The 16,900-nt window shown below is 67.0% G+C and carries 6 protein-coding genes; 4 read left to right on the forward strand and 2 right to left on the reverse strand.

All coding sequences use genetic code 11. The annotated features are described in order from the left end of the window. Positions 1–57 precede the first annotated feature (57 nt). On the forward strand, positions 58–12,519 hold the full coding sequence (locus DID96_RS27375) for a filamentous haemagglutinin family protein (RefSeq protein WP_124602383.1): 12,462 nt from the start codon (positions 58–60) through the stop codon (positions 12,517–12,519). Positions 12,520–12,825: 306 nt separating this feature from the next. On the opposite strand, the gene bamE is transcribed toward DID96_RS27375, so the two are convergent. Both bamE and DID96_RS27385 read right to left on the reverse strand, forming a co-directional pair. Beyond that, positions 12,826–13,218, reverse strand: coding sequence for an outer membrane protein assembly factor BamE (gene bamE / locus DID96_RS27380; protein WP_124602367.1), 393 nt, complete (start codon positions 13,216–13,218; stop codon positions 12,826–12,828). Positions 13,219–13,567: 349 nt separating this feature from the next. Beyond that, positions 13,568–13,774, reverse strand: a complete 207-nt coding sequence (locus tag DID96_RS27385; RefSeq protein ID WP_124602368.1) for a hypothetical protein — start codon at positions 13,772–13,774, stop codon at positions 13,568–13,570. A 371-nt stretch (positions 13,775–14,145) separates the two neighbouring features. Between DID96_RS27385 and DID96_RS27395 the strand changes: the two genes are divergently transcribed. The 3 genes from DID96_RS27395 to DID96_RS27405 are packed head-to-tail and all read left to right on the forward strand — an operon-like array spanning position 14,146 to position 16,526. After that, positions 14,146–14,940, forward strand: a complete 795-nt coding sequence (locus DID96_RS27395) for a TonB C-terminal domain-containing protein (protein WP_260464023.1) — start codon at positions 14,146–14,148, stop codon at positions 14,938–14,940. Between the two features lie 6 nt (positions 14,941–14,946). Continuing rightward, a complete protein-coding gene (locus tag DID96_RS27400) occupies positions 14,947–15,495 on the forward strand; it encodes an RNA polymerase sigma factor (RefSeq protein ID WP_124602369.1) in 549 nt (182 codons plus the stop codon). 8 nt (positions 15,496–15,503) lie between these two features. Continuing rightward, entirely contained in the window at positions 15,504–16,526 is a 1,023-nt protein-coding gene (locus DID96_RS27405) for a FecR domain-containing protein (protein WP_124602370.1), read from the forward strand. Positions 16,527–16,900 lie beyond the last annotated feature (374 nt).

Below are 16,900 nucleotides of genomic sequence, written 5' to 3' on the forward strand. Positions count from 1 at the left end.
TCCGCCGCGCAAGCGCGCTTGCTTCGGGTCCGCCCGCTGTGTCATGCGATCGCGCTGATGCTCGCGGCGGGCGTCGGCGCGCATGCGCACGCGGCGGGCATCATGAATCTCGGGCAGGCCACGGCGCGCGCGTCCGGCGGCGGCACGGGCGGGGTCGGCGGCGTGCCGGGCATGCCGAACCTCGGGGTGTCACCGCAGCAGGCGCTGCAGGCGAGCCAGCCGTCGATCCGCAACCTCGGGCACGCAGCGCAGGCGGTCGCCGCGCAAATCGCCGCGCAACAGAGTGCGGCCGCGGCTGTGGCCGGGTTGCCGTCGACCGTGCCGAACGGGCTCGTGCCGGGCGGCCTGCAGGTGGCTCCGGGCATCACCTTCGTGACGAACGACAAAGGCGACCGGGTCAGCCAGAACACCGACGCGAGCAATCCGCTGTTGTGGGTCAACGCGAACGGGCCGCAGCAGACGATCGACAGCAGCGGCCACGTGAACGTCGACGTGAAGCAGACCGGACAGAACGCGGTGCTGACGTGGGAGACGATGAACGTTGGCCGGCAGACGACACTGAACTTCGACCAGTCGGCAGGCAAGCAGACGAACGGCGCGAACAACTGGGCGGTGCTGAACCGGATCAATGATCCGAGCGGGCGCCCGAGCCAGATTCTCGGCAACGTGAACGCGCAGGGCGCGGTGTATGTGATCAACCGCAACGGCGTGCTGTTCGGCGCGGGTTCGCAGGTGAACGTGCATTCGCTGGTGGCGTCGTCGCTCGACCTGCTGAACATGAACGACTACAACCAGACGTTCGTCAACCGTCTCCCGGTGGTGGTCGGCAACATGATCCAGGACGCGGCCGGCATCGCCGCGAGCAACCAGCAGTTCCTGAGCCTGCCGGCCGGCACGACGGGCGGACTCGCATATCCGGCATCGGGATCGTCGGGGACGGTGCAGGGCGTGGGTGGTGTGCCGTACGAACTGCTCGGGCTCGGCAATCAGGTCGGCGTGAGTTCGCTGAGCCAGTATCAGCCGCCTGGCGACATCACGATCGAGCCGGGCGCATCGATCACCACGCACATCAACGGCACGATCAGTGACGGCGGCTTCGTGCTGGTGGCAGCACCCAACGTGAGCAACGGTGGGCACATTACCGCGACCGCCGGCCAGGTGGTGCTGGCCGCGGGCGTCGGCGTGAGCCTGCGGCCGAACGTGGACAACCCGCAGGTGCTGCTGCCGGAACTAAGCGGCAGGATCATGATTCCGATCGACCCATACACGTCGATCGATCTCACACCGCCTGGCACACTGACCAATACCGGGATTATCGAGGCCGCGCGCGGCAACGTGAACCTGCTAGGCAGCCGCGTCGCGCAGAACGGCGTGGTGGGCGTGACGACGAGCGTGAACGCGCCGGGCACGATCACGATCTCGACGGTCGACGAATACAACGCGAACAACCCGGCCGGCAATGCGTATCTCGGCAGGGGCTTGCTGACAGCGAGCGACGGATCGGGCGTGAACGACACCAACCGCGCAGGATTGCTGAGCTTTGGCCCGACCTCGGTGACCGCCGTCCTGGCCGATCAGGACGGCCAGACGGTGACATCGTCGCCGGGCACGACCTTCACGCCCGGTGCGCTCAAGGTGACCGCCGGCTCGGTCTGGTTCCAGGGCGGCTCGCTCGTCGAGGCGCCGGGTTCGACCGTTTCCGTCGCGGCACTGTCCGCCACGACTTACGCACCGTCGCCGGACATCCAGGCCGTGGGCGGCCGGATCTACGTGGACAACGGCGCGACGATCGACGTATCGGGGCTCGCGAACGTCGAACTGCCGATCTCCGATACGCTGGTGACGGTCGGCCGCGTCGGCCTGAACGAGCTCGCGGATTCGCCGCTGCTGCGCGACGGTTTCCTGTTCGGACTGAAGAATGTCGTCGTCGACAGCACGCTGACCGGCACGCGCAGCGACGGCGTGCAATGGGTCGGCAGCCCGATCCTGAACCTGTCGGGCTACGTGAACCTGATCCCGCGCACGGTGGACCAGCTGCTGATCAACGGCGGCACGATCACGCTCGCGGGCAACGATGTGATGACGGCGCAGGGTTCGTCGCTGAATCTGAACGGCGGGTACATCCACTACGACGGCGGGATCGTGAACACGACGCGCCTCGTCGACGCGAACGGCGCGCTCGTGCCGATCGGTCAGGCGAGCCCGTACGACACCTACGTGGGCATCGCCGGCCAGTTCACCGAGACTCACCCCCGCTGGGGCGTGACGAAGACCTGGTACAACCCGCTGCTCTCCGGCGGCATGTTCGCGAGCGACTACATCGTCGGCGGCAACGCCGGCACGTTGAACGTATTCGCGTCGCAGGCGCTGGTGCTCGACGGCGACATCAGCGCGCAGGCGTTCGCCGGATCGAAGCAGGTGCAGGGCAATGCCGAGCCGACGGGCGGCACATTCAGCCTCGGCGGCAACGCGCAGCTCACGCAGGGCAACTCCGCGACGACGTCGGGCGATCAGAGCCTCGTGATCCTTCAGCCGCAGGCGCCGCAACTGGACTCCGTTGCACCCGGCTTCGGGATCGCGACACCACTTGACCGGAACGCGCTGAATGCGCTGCCCGACACCGATCCGGACAACCTGCTCGCGACGCACGTCGTGCCGGTCGACACGCTGAACAGCGGCGGATTCTCGAAGCTCAACGTCATCGAGGACAAGATGGGGGGCAAGGGGTATGTCGTCACGGACGGGACGCAGCTGAAGCTGCAGCCGGGCGGCAGCATCACGCTCGCCACAGGCGCGCTCAGTAAACGCCCGATCACGGTGCTCGGGGATCTGGTCGTGCCGTCGGGCACGATTGCGCTGTCGACCGCGGGCGACATCGTTGTGGGCACCGACGCGCTGCTCAGCGTCGCCGGCCAGTGGGTCAACAACGACACGCAGACCGCGGCCGGCACGACGCCGGGCGGCAGCCACTACGTGAACGGCGGCAGCATCACGCTGTCGGCCGGTGGTGGTGTCGACCTGCAGGCGGCCAGCGTGCTCGACGTGTCGAGCGGCGGGCAGATGCTGTCGAATGGCCGGCTGCTGTCGAGCAACGGCATTCCGGTCGGCAAGGGCGGCAACGTGTCGCTGATCGCGGACGCGAACCCGCTGTCGTACCTCGCGCCGCCGCCGGACGTCAACCTGAAGATGGACGGCACGATCCGCAGCTTCGGGTTTGCCGGCGGCGGTGCGCTGACGTTGCAGACGTCGGGATTCCAGATCGGCGGCGACGCGGCGTCGGCGCCCGCGTGGGCGCTCGCGTTGCCGACCGATTTCTTCGCGAGGCAGGGCTTCGGCAGCTATGTGCTGAAGGCAATGTTCGATGCGAGCGTGGCACCGGACACGACGGTGTTCGTCACCCAGCAGAACCTGATTCCGAACGTGCCTGCGCTGCAGCAGGCGGCGAGTGGCGCGAATCTCGCATCGGGCGGCCTCACGTCGATCGGCGCGATCGACGCGTATCACCGGCAGCCGACGAGTACCGTGCTCACCGGCGGGAACTACCTGTGGGCCGGGCCGAACTACCTCAACATGACAGGGCTTTCGGCCGGACCCGTGCCGATCTACCCGGACGCGACCGGCCGAGTGATCGTCGGTCATGGTGCGTCGATCGTCACCGATCCGGGCGGTAGCATCGGGCTCGGTTCGCCCGTGCAGGTTACCGTGCTCGGATCGCTGGTGGCGCCGGGCGGCGCGATCACGCTGAGCGCCGACTCGCACACCAACAGCCCGTACTCGCAGAGCGGACAGTTCGACTCCGGCTATGCGAGTGCCGGCAAGTCGGTGTGGCTGGGATCGGACGCGGTGCTCGACGTGTCCGGGGTCGCGCTGACGAACCCGCTCGCGGCGCCGGTGAAGAACGGCCAGACGACCTACCTGCCCGTGACGGGCAAGGTTCTGCCGGGCGGCACGGTGGCGCTGTCCGACGATTCGGGTTACGTGGTCACACAGGCGGGTTCGAAGATCGACGTGTCGGGCGCGTCGGCGAACTTCGACCAGTTGCAGGCGAACGGCACGTACGCGTCGCAGCCGGTGTGGAGCGATGCCGGCTCGATCGCGCTGGCGGTGTCGCAGGGCCTGTTCCTCGACGCCACGCTCGACGCGCATCCCGGCGCGGCGCAGGCGAAAGGCGGCGCACTGACGATCCTGCCGCGTCAGAACTACAGCGGGATCGGCGCGACCGCGCTGGTCGTGCGGCAAGGTGGCACGCTCGTGCCGGCCGGATTGACGCCTGGTCAGGATTTCGCGACGGCGATCGATCCGACGACCGGGCTGCCGCTCGTCACGAAGGGCGGCGTGATCCAGTTCGCGGCCGATCGCCTGAATGGCTCGGAAATCGCCCGTCTCGTGCTCGGCGATGCGAACGTGGTCGGCAGCCCGGTTCCGATCGCCTTTGCCGGCGACGTCGATCTGAAGCTGGCGGAATCGGTGATCGTGAATACCGGACGCATCGCCGCGATCAGCGACGCGCAACTGAATACGCTGCTGTCGACGGTGCCGCCGCAACCCGACCCGAACTCGGCCCCGACGCCCGTGCTGCCGACCCTGCTCGCGCAGCCGCAACACGCGATCGGCAGCACGGTGACGATCGATGCGCCTTATGTCGCGTTCGCCGGGCCGGCGATCACGGGATCGTCGGCGCAGTTCAGCCCGGTCGCCGCGGCCTCCGATGCGACGCTGAACGTGAACGCCGCGTTCATCGATCTCGAGAACCAGTTCCAGCTCAACAACTTCGGCAATGCGAACTTCACGAGCCGCGGCGACATCCGGCTCAGCTCGACGAACCCGCCGCTCACGACGAATGCGTCGCTTGCGCCCGGCAAGCTCTATACGCCCGGCAACCTGACGTTCAAGGCGGCCGACGTGTATCCGGCGACCGGCAGTACGTTCATCGTCGACGCCGTTGGCCCGACCGATCCGGTCACGGGCACGCCCGCGCCGACGACGGTCACGTTCGCGTCGAACGGCCCGTCGGGCACGCCGCTGTCGGCGGGCGGCACGCTGCTGGTGGACGCGACGAACATCGTGCAGGGCGGCACGGTGCGCGCGCCGTCGGGCACGCTCGTGTTCGGCGTGGGCGACCCGACGAACGCCGCGACGAAAGCGCAGTTCGACAACTTGCCGCTCGTCGTGACCGATTCGGTGACGCTGGCCAACGGCAGCGTGACGTCGGTCTCGAACAGCGGACTGACGCTCCCTTACGGCACGACCCTGGACGGCGTCGAGTGGCAGTTCAACCCGTCGGCGGCCGATTCCCGCGCGGACCTGACGGCGCCGCCGGCGAAGACCATCGGCGTGAACGGCAGCCGCGTGGCGCTCGACAAGGGTGCGACGATCGACCTGTCGGGCGGCGGCGGCCTGCAGGCGGCCGAGTGGGTGCCGGGCACGGGCGGCACGCGCGATGTGCTGTCGCAATACAACGTCAGCTATGCGACCAACGCGTCGGGTGTCGCGCTACCGGTGAACGTCGGGGCGAGCAACGTCTATGCGATCGTGCCGGGCGCGCAGTCGCCGGTCGCCGCTTACGATCCGGTATTCGCGCAGACGCTGCAGCCGGCGACGAACGCGAACGGCACGGTAGGCTCGCAAACGCTCAGCGCAGGCGTGGGCCAGGCGTCGCTGACGAGCGCGGTCGGGCAGGCCGTGTATCTGTCGGGTGTGCCGGGGCTCGCGGCGGGCTATTACACGTTGCTGCCGGGCAAGTACGCGACGCTGCCGGGCGCGTACCGCGTGACGGCGTCGAGCATGACGGGCAACGTTGCGCCGGGCGCGAGCAAGGTGCTGCCGGACGGCACTGTGGTGACGTCCGGTTACTTCGCCGACGCGATCACGGGCAGCCGCAGTGCGACACCGACGCTGTTCAGCGTGCAGTCGGGGCCGGTGTGGCAGCAGTATGCGCAGTACACGCTGACCGACGCGAATCGCTTTTTCCCGGCGCTTGCGGCAAGCAAGGGGAACGTGACGCCGCCGTTGCCGAGGGATGGCGGGCAACTGGTGCTGGCCGCGACGAAGGCGCTCACGCTCGGCGCGACGCTGAACATGGCAGCCGCCGCCGGCGGTGCGCCGGCAGAAGTCGATATCGCGTCGCAGGACATTCAGGTCACCGGCAATGGCGCACCGGCGCTGGCCGGCTATCTGCAGATCAGCGGCGATGCACTGGATTCGCTGAACGCGGGAAGCCTGCTGATCGGCGGCACGCGCGCGGCGACGACGAATGGCGTGACGATCACGCCGATTGCGAACAGCGTGGTGGTGTCGAACGACGGCAACACGTCGCTGAAGGGACCGGAAATCCTGCTGGTCACGAAGACCGATGCGAGCAGTACGGATCCGAACGCGGCGAACGGGCTGCGCGTCGATGCGGGCGCATCGATTGCGGCAACGGGCGATTACCCGGCCGCGCAGGACCAGCCGCTCACGATTGCGGGCGATGGCGCGCTGCTGCGCGTGTCGAACGGCGCGATGGCGCCGCTCAAGCGCACGGGCGGCACGGGTACGGGCCTGATGACGGTCGGCGCGGGCGCGACGCTCGCGGGCGGTCAGGCGCTGACGCTCGATTCATCGGGTGACCTGAAGGTCGATCCGAGCGCCGTGCTGTCGGCGAAGGCGATCACGGCGGACGGCTCGGCGATCACGTTCACGAGCGCGAATGGCGCGGCTGCCGCGAGCCTGCCGGGCTTCGTGATCGATCCGACGGGGCTCGCGCAGTTCGCGAACACGCAGCAGGTGACGCTGCGCAGCTATGGCGCGATCGGCTTCGTCGGCGACGTGAATGCAACGTTCGGCAATAGCGTCGACCTGAGCGCGGGCACGTTCACGAGCGACGGCGGGCATGTGACGCTGAACGCGCCGCAGATCGCGTTCACGAACGAGACGGGCGCGGCGAACGCGACGGCCGTGCCGGGCAACGGCACGCTGACGGTCAACGCGAAGGAGATCGACTTCGGCACCGGCACGAAGACGGTGAGCGGATTCTCGTCGGCGACCATGACCGCGACCGGCGGCATCGTCGGGCAGGGTACGGGCACGTTCGATTTCGGTGTGCTGCCGGTGACGCTAAATGCGCCGGTGTATCTGGCCGACACGAGTTCGGCATCGACCGTGAAGACGACGGGCGCGCTGACACTGAATGGCGCGACCGGCACGGCACTGACGAAGACGCCGGTGGGTGGCGCATTCAGCTTCATTGGCGGCACGCTCGCCGACAACGGCGCGACGATTACGGCGCCCGCGGGCAACGTGAGCCTGGAAGCAACGAGCGGCAACCTGACGATCGGCAGCGGCGCGACCGTGAGTTCGGCGGGGGTGTCGAAGCAGTTCTTCGATGTGACGCAATACGCGCCGGCTGGCGCGATCACGCTGACGGCCGACAAAGGCACGGTGGACGTGCAATCCGGCTCAACGCTGGACTTCTCGGGCGCGACCGGCGGTGGCGCGGCCGGCAGCCTGACGCTGTCGGCACCGCAGCAGGTGGTGAACCTGAACGGCACGATCAAGGGCGGCGCGGCGGCAGGCTTCACGGGCGGCTCGCTGTCGCTCGACACGGGTGGCGCGGCGGACCTGGACGCGCTTGCGAAGACGCTCGCGTCGAGCGGCGTGAACCAGTCGATCGCAGTCCATACGAAGACGGGCAACCTGACGCTGTCGGCCGGCAACGCACTGACCGCACGCACGGTATCGCTGACGGCGGACGGCGGCGCGGGCAACGCGTCGGATACGGCGAACGGCAACGTGAACGTGCTGGGCACGATCGACGCATCGGGCAACGCGGGCGGAGGAATCGACCTGTACGGCAAGAGCGGCGTGGATATCGAAGGCACGCTGCTCGCGCGCGGCTCGGATCCGAACCAGCGCGGCGGCAAGGTGAACATCGGCACCAGCGCGGTGTTCGATCCGACCGTCGCAAATCCCTACAACGCGACCTATGGTTACGAGAACATCGATCCGTCGCGCGCGGGGCTGATCCGCGTCGGCGCGAACGCGTTGATCGATGTATCGGGCGGCACGGCCGGCGGATTGTCGGGCGGTACGGTGAATTTCCGCGCGCCGCTGCTGGCGGACGGCACGGTGAACGTATCGCTGCCGGCATCGGGTTTCAACGCGGGCAAGGGAATCGCGGGCTCGCGCGCGACGACGCTCGAAGCGTATGCGGTGTGGAGCACGACCGACGCAACGACAGGCGCACAGCACTTCGACGGCATCATCGATCCGGCCGGATGGTATGACGCGACGGGCAGCCTGGTGTCGGGAACGTTCACCGACGGCAGCGGCAACACGGTGCTGAACTACACGGCCGGCAGTCTGACTGCGGACCAGCTCCGGGCGTACCTGAACGCCGACTATTTCGTGCCGGCAACGGCGAATGCCGAACACCAGACCTTCTACGGCTATCAGCACGGCGACGCGACGGCGGCGGTGCCGGGCACGCTGATGGCCTTCGTCCGGCACGGACTCGACGCGACCGCGAATCCGTTTGCCGGCGCGAACGTGGCGAACGCGCGCGTGGTGCCGGGCATCGAGCTCGACAACCCGAGCCCGTCGATCAATGGCGGGAATATTCAGGTGCTGACGAACTGGAACCTCGGGGCCGGCACGTCGCAGGCCGATCCCGTGTTCCGTTTCCATGGCCAGGCGCCGATCGTGACGCTGCGCGCCGAGAACAACGTCAAGCTCAACGCGAGCCTGACGGACGGCTTCTTCCAGATCGGGAATCCGTTAGGCGGCGGGACGATCCCGGTTCCGCCACTCTCGTCGCAGAGCGCGGCGCTGCACACTTACCTGGCACCGTCCGGCACTTACGCGAACATGGGATATGGAATTTCCTACTACGGAAACAACCAGACCGGGCCGAATCACAACCTGGCCATCGGGCCCGGTCAGCCAGCCGGTGGCACACCCGACGAAATCGCGGAGTACTACACGCTTTACACGGCGTACGCGGGCTATCTGGGCCAGACGGCGTCTGCCGATATTACCGCTCCGCTCGGCTGGCAGCCGAACAACAGCACGATCCAGATCATCAGTCAGTTTCATGCTTACGGAAAGCCCATGCCTGGCGCACCTGTTGCACCCGTCGCGCCTTCCGCCGCAGAACAGGCCTCGAATCCGGCTTCCTACTTGATCTACCTGAACGACTACAACAAGTTTCTCGTGGCGGCGAGTCAGTTTTTCATCAAGACCCGGCAGACGCCCCTTACTCCCACTGTCACACCGCCGGCAGTGCAACCGGTCGCGGTGATCACGTCGACGACGATCGACCTGCCTGTCCAGACCGACAACACGCCGTCGCCTGTTGCCACTGCGACGAATCCGCTGCCGCTTCAATCCGCGTCGCTGGCGGGCGGGGACAGCAGCTCGTTCCGGGTGGTGGCAGGCGCCAACCTGGGTAGCACGAACCCGCTGGCGCTCCAGGCCCGATCGACCTTCAACGGTGCAGCGGACAGCGGGAGCGTGACGTTCGACGGGCATACGGCGTATCTCGACGGCAGCGGCATGCTGCTGCTTGCGCCGACGATGCTGCGCACCGGCACCGGTTCGATCGACGTGGCTGCGGGCAACAATATCGCGCTGTTCAACGCAGCCAGCACGACCGATCCTGCCGGCCCGATCGTGCCGGGCGTGATCTATACCGCGGGTGCCCGCAATCCGAATGCGCCCGCGATGGGGACGTCAACGGTGATCGTCAGCGCCGGCAACAACTCGCAGTTCCCGGATATTCTGGTTTCGCCGATGGTCAATCCGGACTCGGCGGGCGACATCAGCCTGCGCGCACAAGGCAATATCACCGGCATCGAATACACGACCGACACGACCGGGCTGGTCACCGGCACGGTGGGCACGAACACCAGCCAGTACTGGTGGCAGTGGATGGAGATCACCCCATACCGCACTTCCAACAGCAACAGCAGTGGCGCGATTACCTATTTGCCGATCACGCGCACGTCGATCGACTTCGGTGCGTTCGACCAGGGGGTGATGAGCGTTGGCGGCAACGTGTCGGTCAGCGCGGGCGGCAACATCGCCGATCTCGGCGTGTCGTTGCCGACCACCTGGTATCTGGACGGCGGCGGCAACCCGGTGACGGTCGGCGGCGGCAACCTGAGCGTGCATGCGGGTGGGGATATCCTGAGCGGCGACTATTTCGTCGCGAAGGGAACGGGCACGCTGACCGCGGGCGGTCGGATTGCCGCCGATTTCAGCGTGCCGCCCGCGTACCTCGGGCAGCCGCCGCTTGCGACGTCCACGGTGCTTGCCGTGCAGGACGGGATCTTCAATGTGAGCGCGCGTCAGGGTGTCGATATCGGCGCGGTCATGAACCCGTCCTACACGAGCGGAAGCGTCGGGCGCTACATGCAGTACGCCGACGGGCAAGGATACTCGTCGACGTCGGCGGTCGACGTGCTGTCGACCACCGGCGACGTGCAGTTCGGCACGCTCGGCAATTACCTGGTGGGCGGCGGGACGGTCATGCCTGCGAGCCTGAACCTGACGGCGCTCACGGGCGGCATCACGGTCGAGTCGAGCGGCATGCTGTATCCGTCCGCCGTCGGTCAATTGAACCTGATCGCCGATCAGACGGTGAATCTGTCGAGCGCGGGCATCGATGCGTCGGGAACCTTCGGCATGTCGGATTCGGATCCGGCTGCGATGCCGTCGCCGACGCAGCCGCATGCCATCGCGAATGCACACGGGACGAGCGCGCTGCACGCGAACGATACGGAACCGGTGCGTATCTACAGCCTGAACGGAAGCATCGTCGACGGCTTGCCGCCGGCTGCGGGCGACGCGAGCGGGGGCGCCTACCTGAAGCTCGTCAAGGTTGCGGTCGGCAAGCCCGCGCTGATCCAGGCCGGCCAGGACATCGTGAACCTGGCCTTCGAAGGACAGAACCTGCGCGCGGCCGACGTCACGCGTATCGTGGCCGGGCGTGATATCTACGATACGCCGGCGGTGGAGGTCGACGTCGGTGCGCCGCAACTCGTGCTGGCCGGCCCCGGTACGTTCGATATCGAAGCCGGCCGCGACATCGGGCCGCTGACGAACCAGGCGCAGCTCTACGCGTCGATGCGCGCGGGATATCGCGCGACGCCCACCGGCATCGACGCGATCGGCAACGCCGACAACCCGGCGTTGCCGCACGAGAGCGCGAACATCAACGTGCTGTTCGGCGTCGGGCCGGGCGTCGACAATGCCGCGTTCATCTCGGCGTATATCGATCCGGCGAGCGCGGTGCCCGGCGTGCCGAGCGCGACGTCGGCGCTGATCGCGTTCATGGAGCAATACGATGCCGGGCAGGTCGTCGACACCGGGTTGGCAAAGGACAAGCAGGCCGCGCAGCAGAGCGTGGGCACGCTCACGGCTGCCGACGCATGGAAGCAATTCCAGGCGCTGCCCACCTATGTGCAGCAGCTCTTTGCCGAGCAGGTGCTGTTCAGCGTGCTGAGTCGCGTCGGGCTCGACTACAACGATTCGGCGAGCCCGTACTACCAGCAGTACGCGCGTGGCTACCAGGCGATCAACACGCTGTTCCCGAGCGCGCTCGGCTACACGGCGAACAACCTCGGCGGCGGCAGCAATGGTGCGAACAAGCTGGTGACCACCGGCAACCTGGATATCCGCAGTACGACGATCCAGACGCAGCAAGGCGGCAACATCTCGATCCTCGGGCCCGGTGGACGGGCGCTGGTGGGCAGCACGTCGGCACCGCCCGCGATCGTCGGCTCGTACGGCAAGGTCGTGGCTGGCCCCGGCACGATGGGTATCCTGACGCTCGAGCAGGGTGACATCGACATCTTCACCGACCAGAGCGTGCTGCTCGCGCAAAGCCGGATCTTCACCGAGCAGGGCGGCAACATGACGATCTGGAGTTCGAACGGTGACATCAACGCCGGCAAGGGCTCGAAATCGGTCGCCGATACGCCCGCGCCGAATTACGTGTGCGACCCGAACCATTACTGCACGATCGACGCGCGTGGCGAGGTGACGGGCGCCGGCATCGCGACGTTGCAGACGATTCCGGGCGCGCCGGTGAGCGACGCGAACCTGATTGCGCCGCGCGGCACGGTCGACGCGGGTGATGCGGGGATTCGTGTTTCCGGGAACCTGAACGTCGCGGCGCTGCATGTCGCGAACGCCGACAACATCCAGGTGCAGGGCAAGGCGACCGGCATTCCGGTGGTGCAGGCGGTGAACACGGGTGCGCTGACTGCGGCGAGTTCGGCTGCGTCGGCAGCGAGCCAGATGGCGCAGGACCTCGCGAAGAACAACGCGGCGCACGGCAACCAGCGGCGCTGGACGATCTCGGTGCAGGTCGAGGGTTTTGGCGATGGCGGCGCTGCCGATCAGAAGAAGCGGCGCGGGAGCGAAACGCTAGGCTATCGGCCGAACGCGTCGGTCGCGGTGCTTGGCCTCGGCGGCCCCGGTGATACGCAGCGGCGGTTTCTGACACGGGAGGAGCAGAACCGTTTGAGTGGGGGCTAAGCGGCGGGTCTTGCCGCTTGAACGGAGGCTTGCGCGTTCAAGCGTAGCGGCGCGGTCCGACCTCTCGGCCCGCGCCGATTGCGAGCAGTCGCCGCGCCGATGTTTACTCGCGACCGCGCACGCGGCGCTGGAACGGATGGACCGGCACCGAAGGTCCGGACGGCATGCCGGGGGGATAGCCTCATTGGCCTGTGGCGCATGGAGTAGGACGGTAATGCCCTGGGTCAATCGACAGAATGATCTGCGAGCAGTTGCCCGGATGGACCGCCACTCGCTTTCGCTTCTATTCTTGTTCGGCGCTGCGTGCTATTCGGCGATCCCGCCGCGGCGTTCGGTCTGGCTCTGGCTGAAGCTGAATTTCTGCAGGATGCCATCCGTGTCAAACATCAGCACGAGTTGCTTCTTGTTGACATCGGCACCGTGCGAAAAAAGGCTGACGATCGGGACGTAGCTCGCGACGGTTGGCGTCGAATGCGCGTAGACGTATGTCCAGACTTCGCGACCGCCGTCCGTGTATCCGACAGCGGAAGGATCACCAAATGCGTCACGGACCTCCTGCTTCGTCGTTTTGCCCTGGACGAGCTTTTGATCAAGCGACTCCCGCGTCGTCTCCTTCAGTTGAGTGTTGCCGGTACTTGCGCAGCCGACGAGCGCGCCGACAGCAAGCACGATTGCAAGAGTAGCTAACGTATTCTTCATGATGTGGTATCCGTACCTCGCGATTGAAATCAACTGGTTAATAATTGGAATTTCACCCTGCTCGCCCGTCCCCGTCTGAAGTAGGAATTAGACAGGCCGTGATCGGCAGATCTACCCCGTGGTCTGGTAGTTCGCTTGACGTGGCGGCGGACCGGAGCGCCAAGAATATCGTCGCAATGTCGCTTGTGACCATCGGGCGGTAGAGGACGTCTCGGCAGGGGATTCCGTGCGGCATCCACATCGGCGTGCCGGGTTGATCTACACCAGAGGCATCGGAATGGAGCCTGGGTCTGGCGTGCAACACCAGCAATGATTTCGGGTGTGAGACGCGGCATGGAGTAAGAGAAACTCACGTCTGGTTTATCGACAAGATCGCATTGTCCACCCCATATTTGGGAGACAATTTCTTGTATTCCGCCGCCAGGTATCCATATCGAGTGGTTGCGAACACCGAGACGATGGTTAAAAACATCTCCCTGCCCGCGCGTCCCTGAAGTAGGGATTCGACACTCGGGATCAGCGGGTCTACTGCGAAGCCTGTTGAATCGCTCGACATGGCGGCGTACCAACGTGTCGTCGATGGCGTCGCGATGTCGCTTGCGATAATTTGGGCGACGAAGAGCGTCGCTACAAGTGCTTGCGTTCGACCGGTGGATCAACAACGTGAGTTCCACGGTGTCAGTATGTGGAGAGGAAAGCCCTGGCCTTCGTCGCAAGACGATGGTGAAACCAGTCTCGTTAAAGCAGGAAATCGGCCTTGTTCCTGTTCGAGAGGGAATGTGCAAGTCCGACGGAACAGTACCTCGCCACAGAATTGGGCCCAAAAATTTACTAGTCGGCGGTTGCGGACGGTTCACCGTTTTCCGCCAAGTGAACCAATTACTTCGGATTGTCACATCCGGTTTCTAGGATATGCCGTCCAGTTTGATGCGGATGGCGCGTTGGAGACCACGACACGCCGAACCTATTTTCCGGTTTCGAGCTATGACAGGCTACCGGGCGGCGGCCGGTGCGCTGGCGCTTGCCGTATGCGTCGGATGGTGGGGTTTCCTGACGACGCAGTGTGCCTGGGCGCGGGACGCCGATGAGGCCGACGTAGCCAACGCGCCGGGCGCGCGGCACTTCGATCTTCCGGCGCAGCCGCTGGCGGAGCTGTTGCGGGCGTTCTACTCGACGAGCCTCGTGGTGGTGGCGCCGAAGCCGCTGATTGACGGCCGGGTCAGCGCGCCGGTTCACGGCACCTATCTGCCGGCGGACGCGTTGCGCGTGGCGCTGGCCGGCACCGGACTGCGGGCGAAAATCGTCGGCGCCGATCAGGCGGTCATCGAGCAGGACGATGCGGCGCCGGCACCGCCGGCCCGTCCGCAGCCAACGACGAACAACACCGACGGTGCGCTGGATGGCGGCGACTACCGTCCATATATCGCGATGATCCAGGCGAACCTGACCACTGCACTGTGCGCGACACCGCTGACCCGGCCGGGTGATTACCGGCTGGCCGCGCAATTGCAGATCGACCGCGGCGGCAAGGTCACGATGGTCGACCTGCTCGCATCGACCGGCATGCCGGCGCGGGACGCCGCGATCGGCCGTGCGCTCCGCGCGCTGACGATCGACGCGCCGCCGCCCGCGGGATTCCCCGTGCCGGTGACGATTCTGCTGCGCCCGGCCGGCAACGGGATCCACGCCGACTGTCCGCCTGCCGACCAGGAGGCGCGGTAACGCATCATGACCGACAGCACCCGCAGCCACCTGAAGAAGCTGCTCGAATCCCGCTACGCGCACTGGCTTCGCCGCTTCGAGCGCCTGGTCGGCACGCGGGATCGCGCGGCCGACCTGTTGCACGAAACCTGGCTGAAGCTGGAGAATGCCAGCGTGCCCGGCACCGTGTCGAATTCCGAAGCGTATCTGATGCGCATGGCGAACAACCTCGCGATCGACCAGCATCGCCGCGACCAGCATTACGTCGATCAGGCGGACATCGACGAGGTGCTGGAGATTCCCGACGATCGCGCGGACCCCGAGCGGATCGTCGGCGCGCGGCTGACCATCGACCTGCTGACCGAGGTGCTGCAGGAACTGCCGCCGCGGCGCAGGGCGATCCTGCTGGCTGCCCGCGTCGAAGGCCAACTGAACAAGGAAATCGCCGAGCGGATGGGGATTTCGCTTCGGCTCGTCGAGCTCGAGCTCCGTCAAGCGATCGGCCATTGCCTCGAGCGCATGAACGAGCGCGGCGAGAGTGGCGAGAGCCATACCAGCGGGCGGCGGAAATTTTGAATACCACGATGATGACCCACTCGGACGACCCTCGCGACGACGTACAGGCCCAGGCGGCGATGTGGCTCGTGCATCTGCGCTCGGGGCAGGTCACGCCGGACCAGCTCAACGCGTTCAAGGACTGGTGCGCCGCGAATCCGCAGACGGCAGCGACGGTGCGCGAGATGTGGGCCGGCCTGCGGCCGGCCGGCGTTCGCGTCGCCGAGCAGGAGGCAGCGACGGCAGCGGCCGCGGCCGCGCGGTCGGCCGTGGGCCAACCCCGCCGGCAGCCAGCGTTGCGGCCCGGCCGGCGCGCGTTCGTCGGCTTCGCGGTCGCGGCGGGCGCGTCGTGGCTCGCGTTGCGTCCGCCGTTCGAGTTGTGGCCCGCGCTCACGGATCTCGTCGCCGACTATCGGACGGGCACCGGCGAGCAACGCCAGATCGCCGTCGGTGAAGGGGTGACGGTCGCGATGAGCGCGCAGACGCGGATCGATGCGCTGCGCGTTTCGTCCGGATCCGCGCCGCACCGCGGGATCGACCTGCTGGCCGGCGAGGCGGAGATCGTCGCCGAGCCGCCGGCGCGCGAGCCGGGGGGCACGGGCGGGTTCGTCGTCGTCGCGGGCCGGGGCCGGATGCTCGCGACGCGGGCCCGGTTCGACGTCCGTCGCGGCGGTGACGGGCAGGTCTGTGTCACCTGCGTGTCCGGCTCGGTCGCGTTCGAGCATCCGCACACCCGCCTGACCTTGTCGGCCGCGCAGCAGCTCGTGTATGACGACCGCGTCGTCCATCCCGTTTCCACCGTCGATCCCGCTGCTGTCGTCGCGTGGCGCCGCGGGATGCTCGTGTTCGATGGCGTGCCGCTCGCGCAGGTCATCGACGAAATCAACCGCTATCGCCCCGGGCGGGTGGTTCTCAGGAACGCGTCGTTGGGCCGCATGAGCGTGGCCGCGCAGGCGCCGATTGCCCGCCTCGATGCGCTGATCGACACGCTGAGCCAGGCGTACGGCGCGCGCATCACGCGGCTCCCCGGCGGCATCGTCGTTCTCACCTGACGCGCGTCCGTCTGCCGTCCGCCGGCGGCACCCGCGGGCCACGCGCTTGCGGTATTCGGCGCGTCACCCGTCATCTCCCATGAGGCCGTGAAATCCGGCGCCTCGCATCGCGCGCGTGCAACACGCGGATGAGAGGCTGCGGATCAGGGCTGTGCGCGTCCGGACGGCCGTCGTTCGAGCAACGCCATTTCGCAATCTCTTGCGGTATCCGGATTCTCGCGCGTCATCGTAAATGAGTCGTCCAGTTCCGGCCTCGTGCTCCCGAGCCTGCCCGGTATCGGCGCGTGCGTTTGCGCACGCACGCCGGTATCCGCTGCTCGTCCCGTGCGAGGCGGAGGGCTGCCTGTCCTCGAACTGGCCATCCATTCGTTGTC

Source organism: Burkholderia sp. Bp8963 (assembly GCF_003854275.1).
Classification (GTDB): Bacteria; Pseudomonadota; Gammaproteobacteria; order Burkholderiales; family Burkholderiaceae; genus Burkholderia.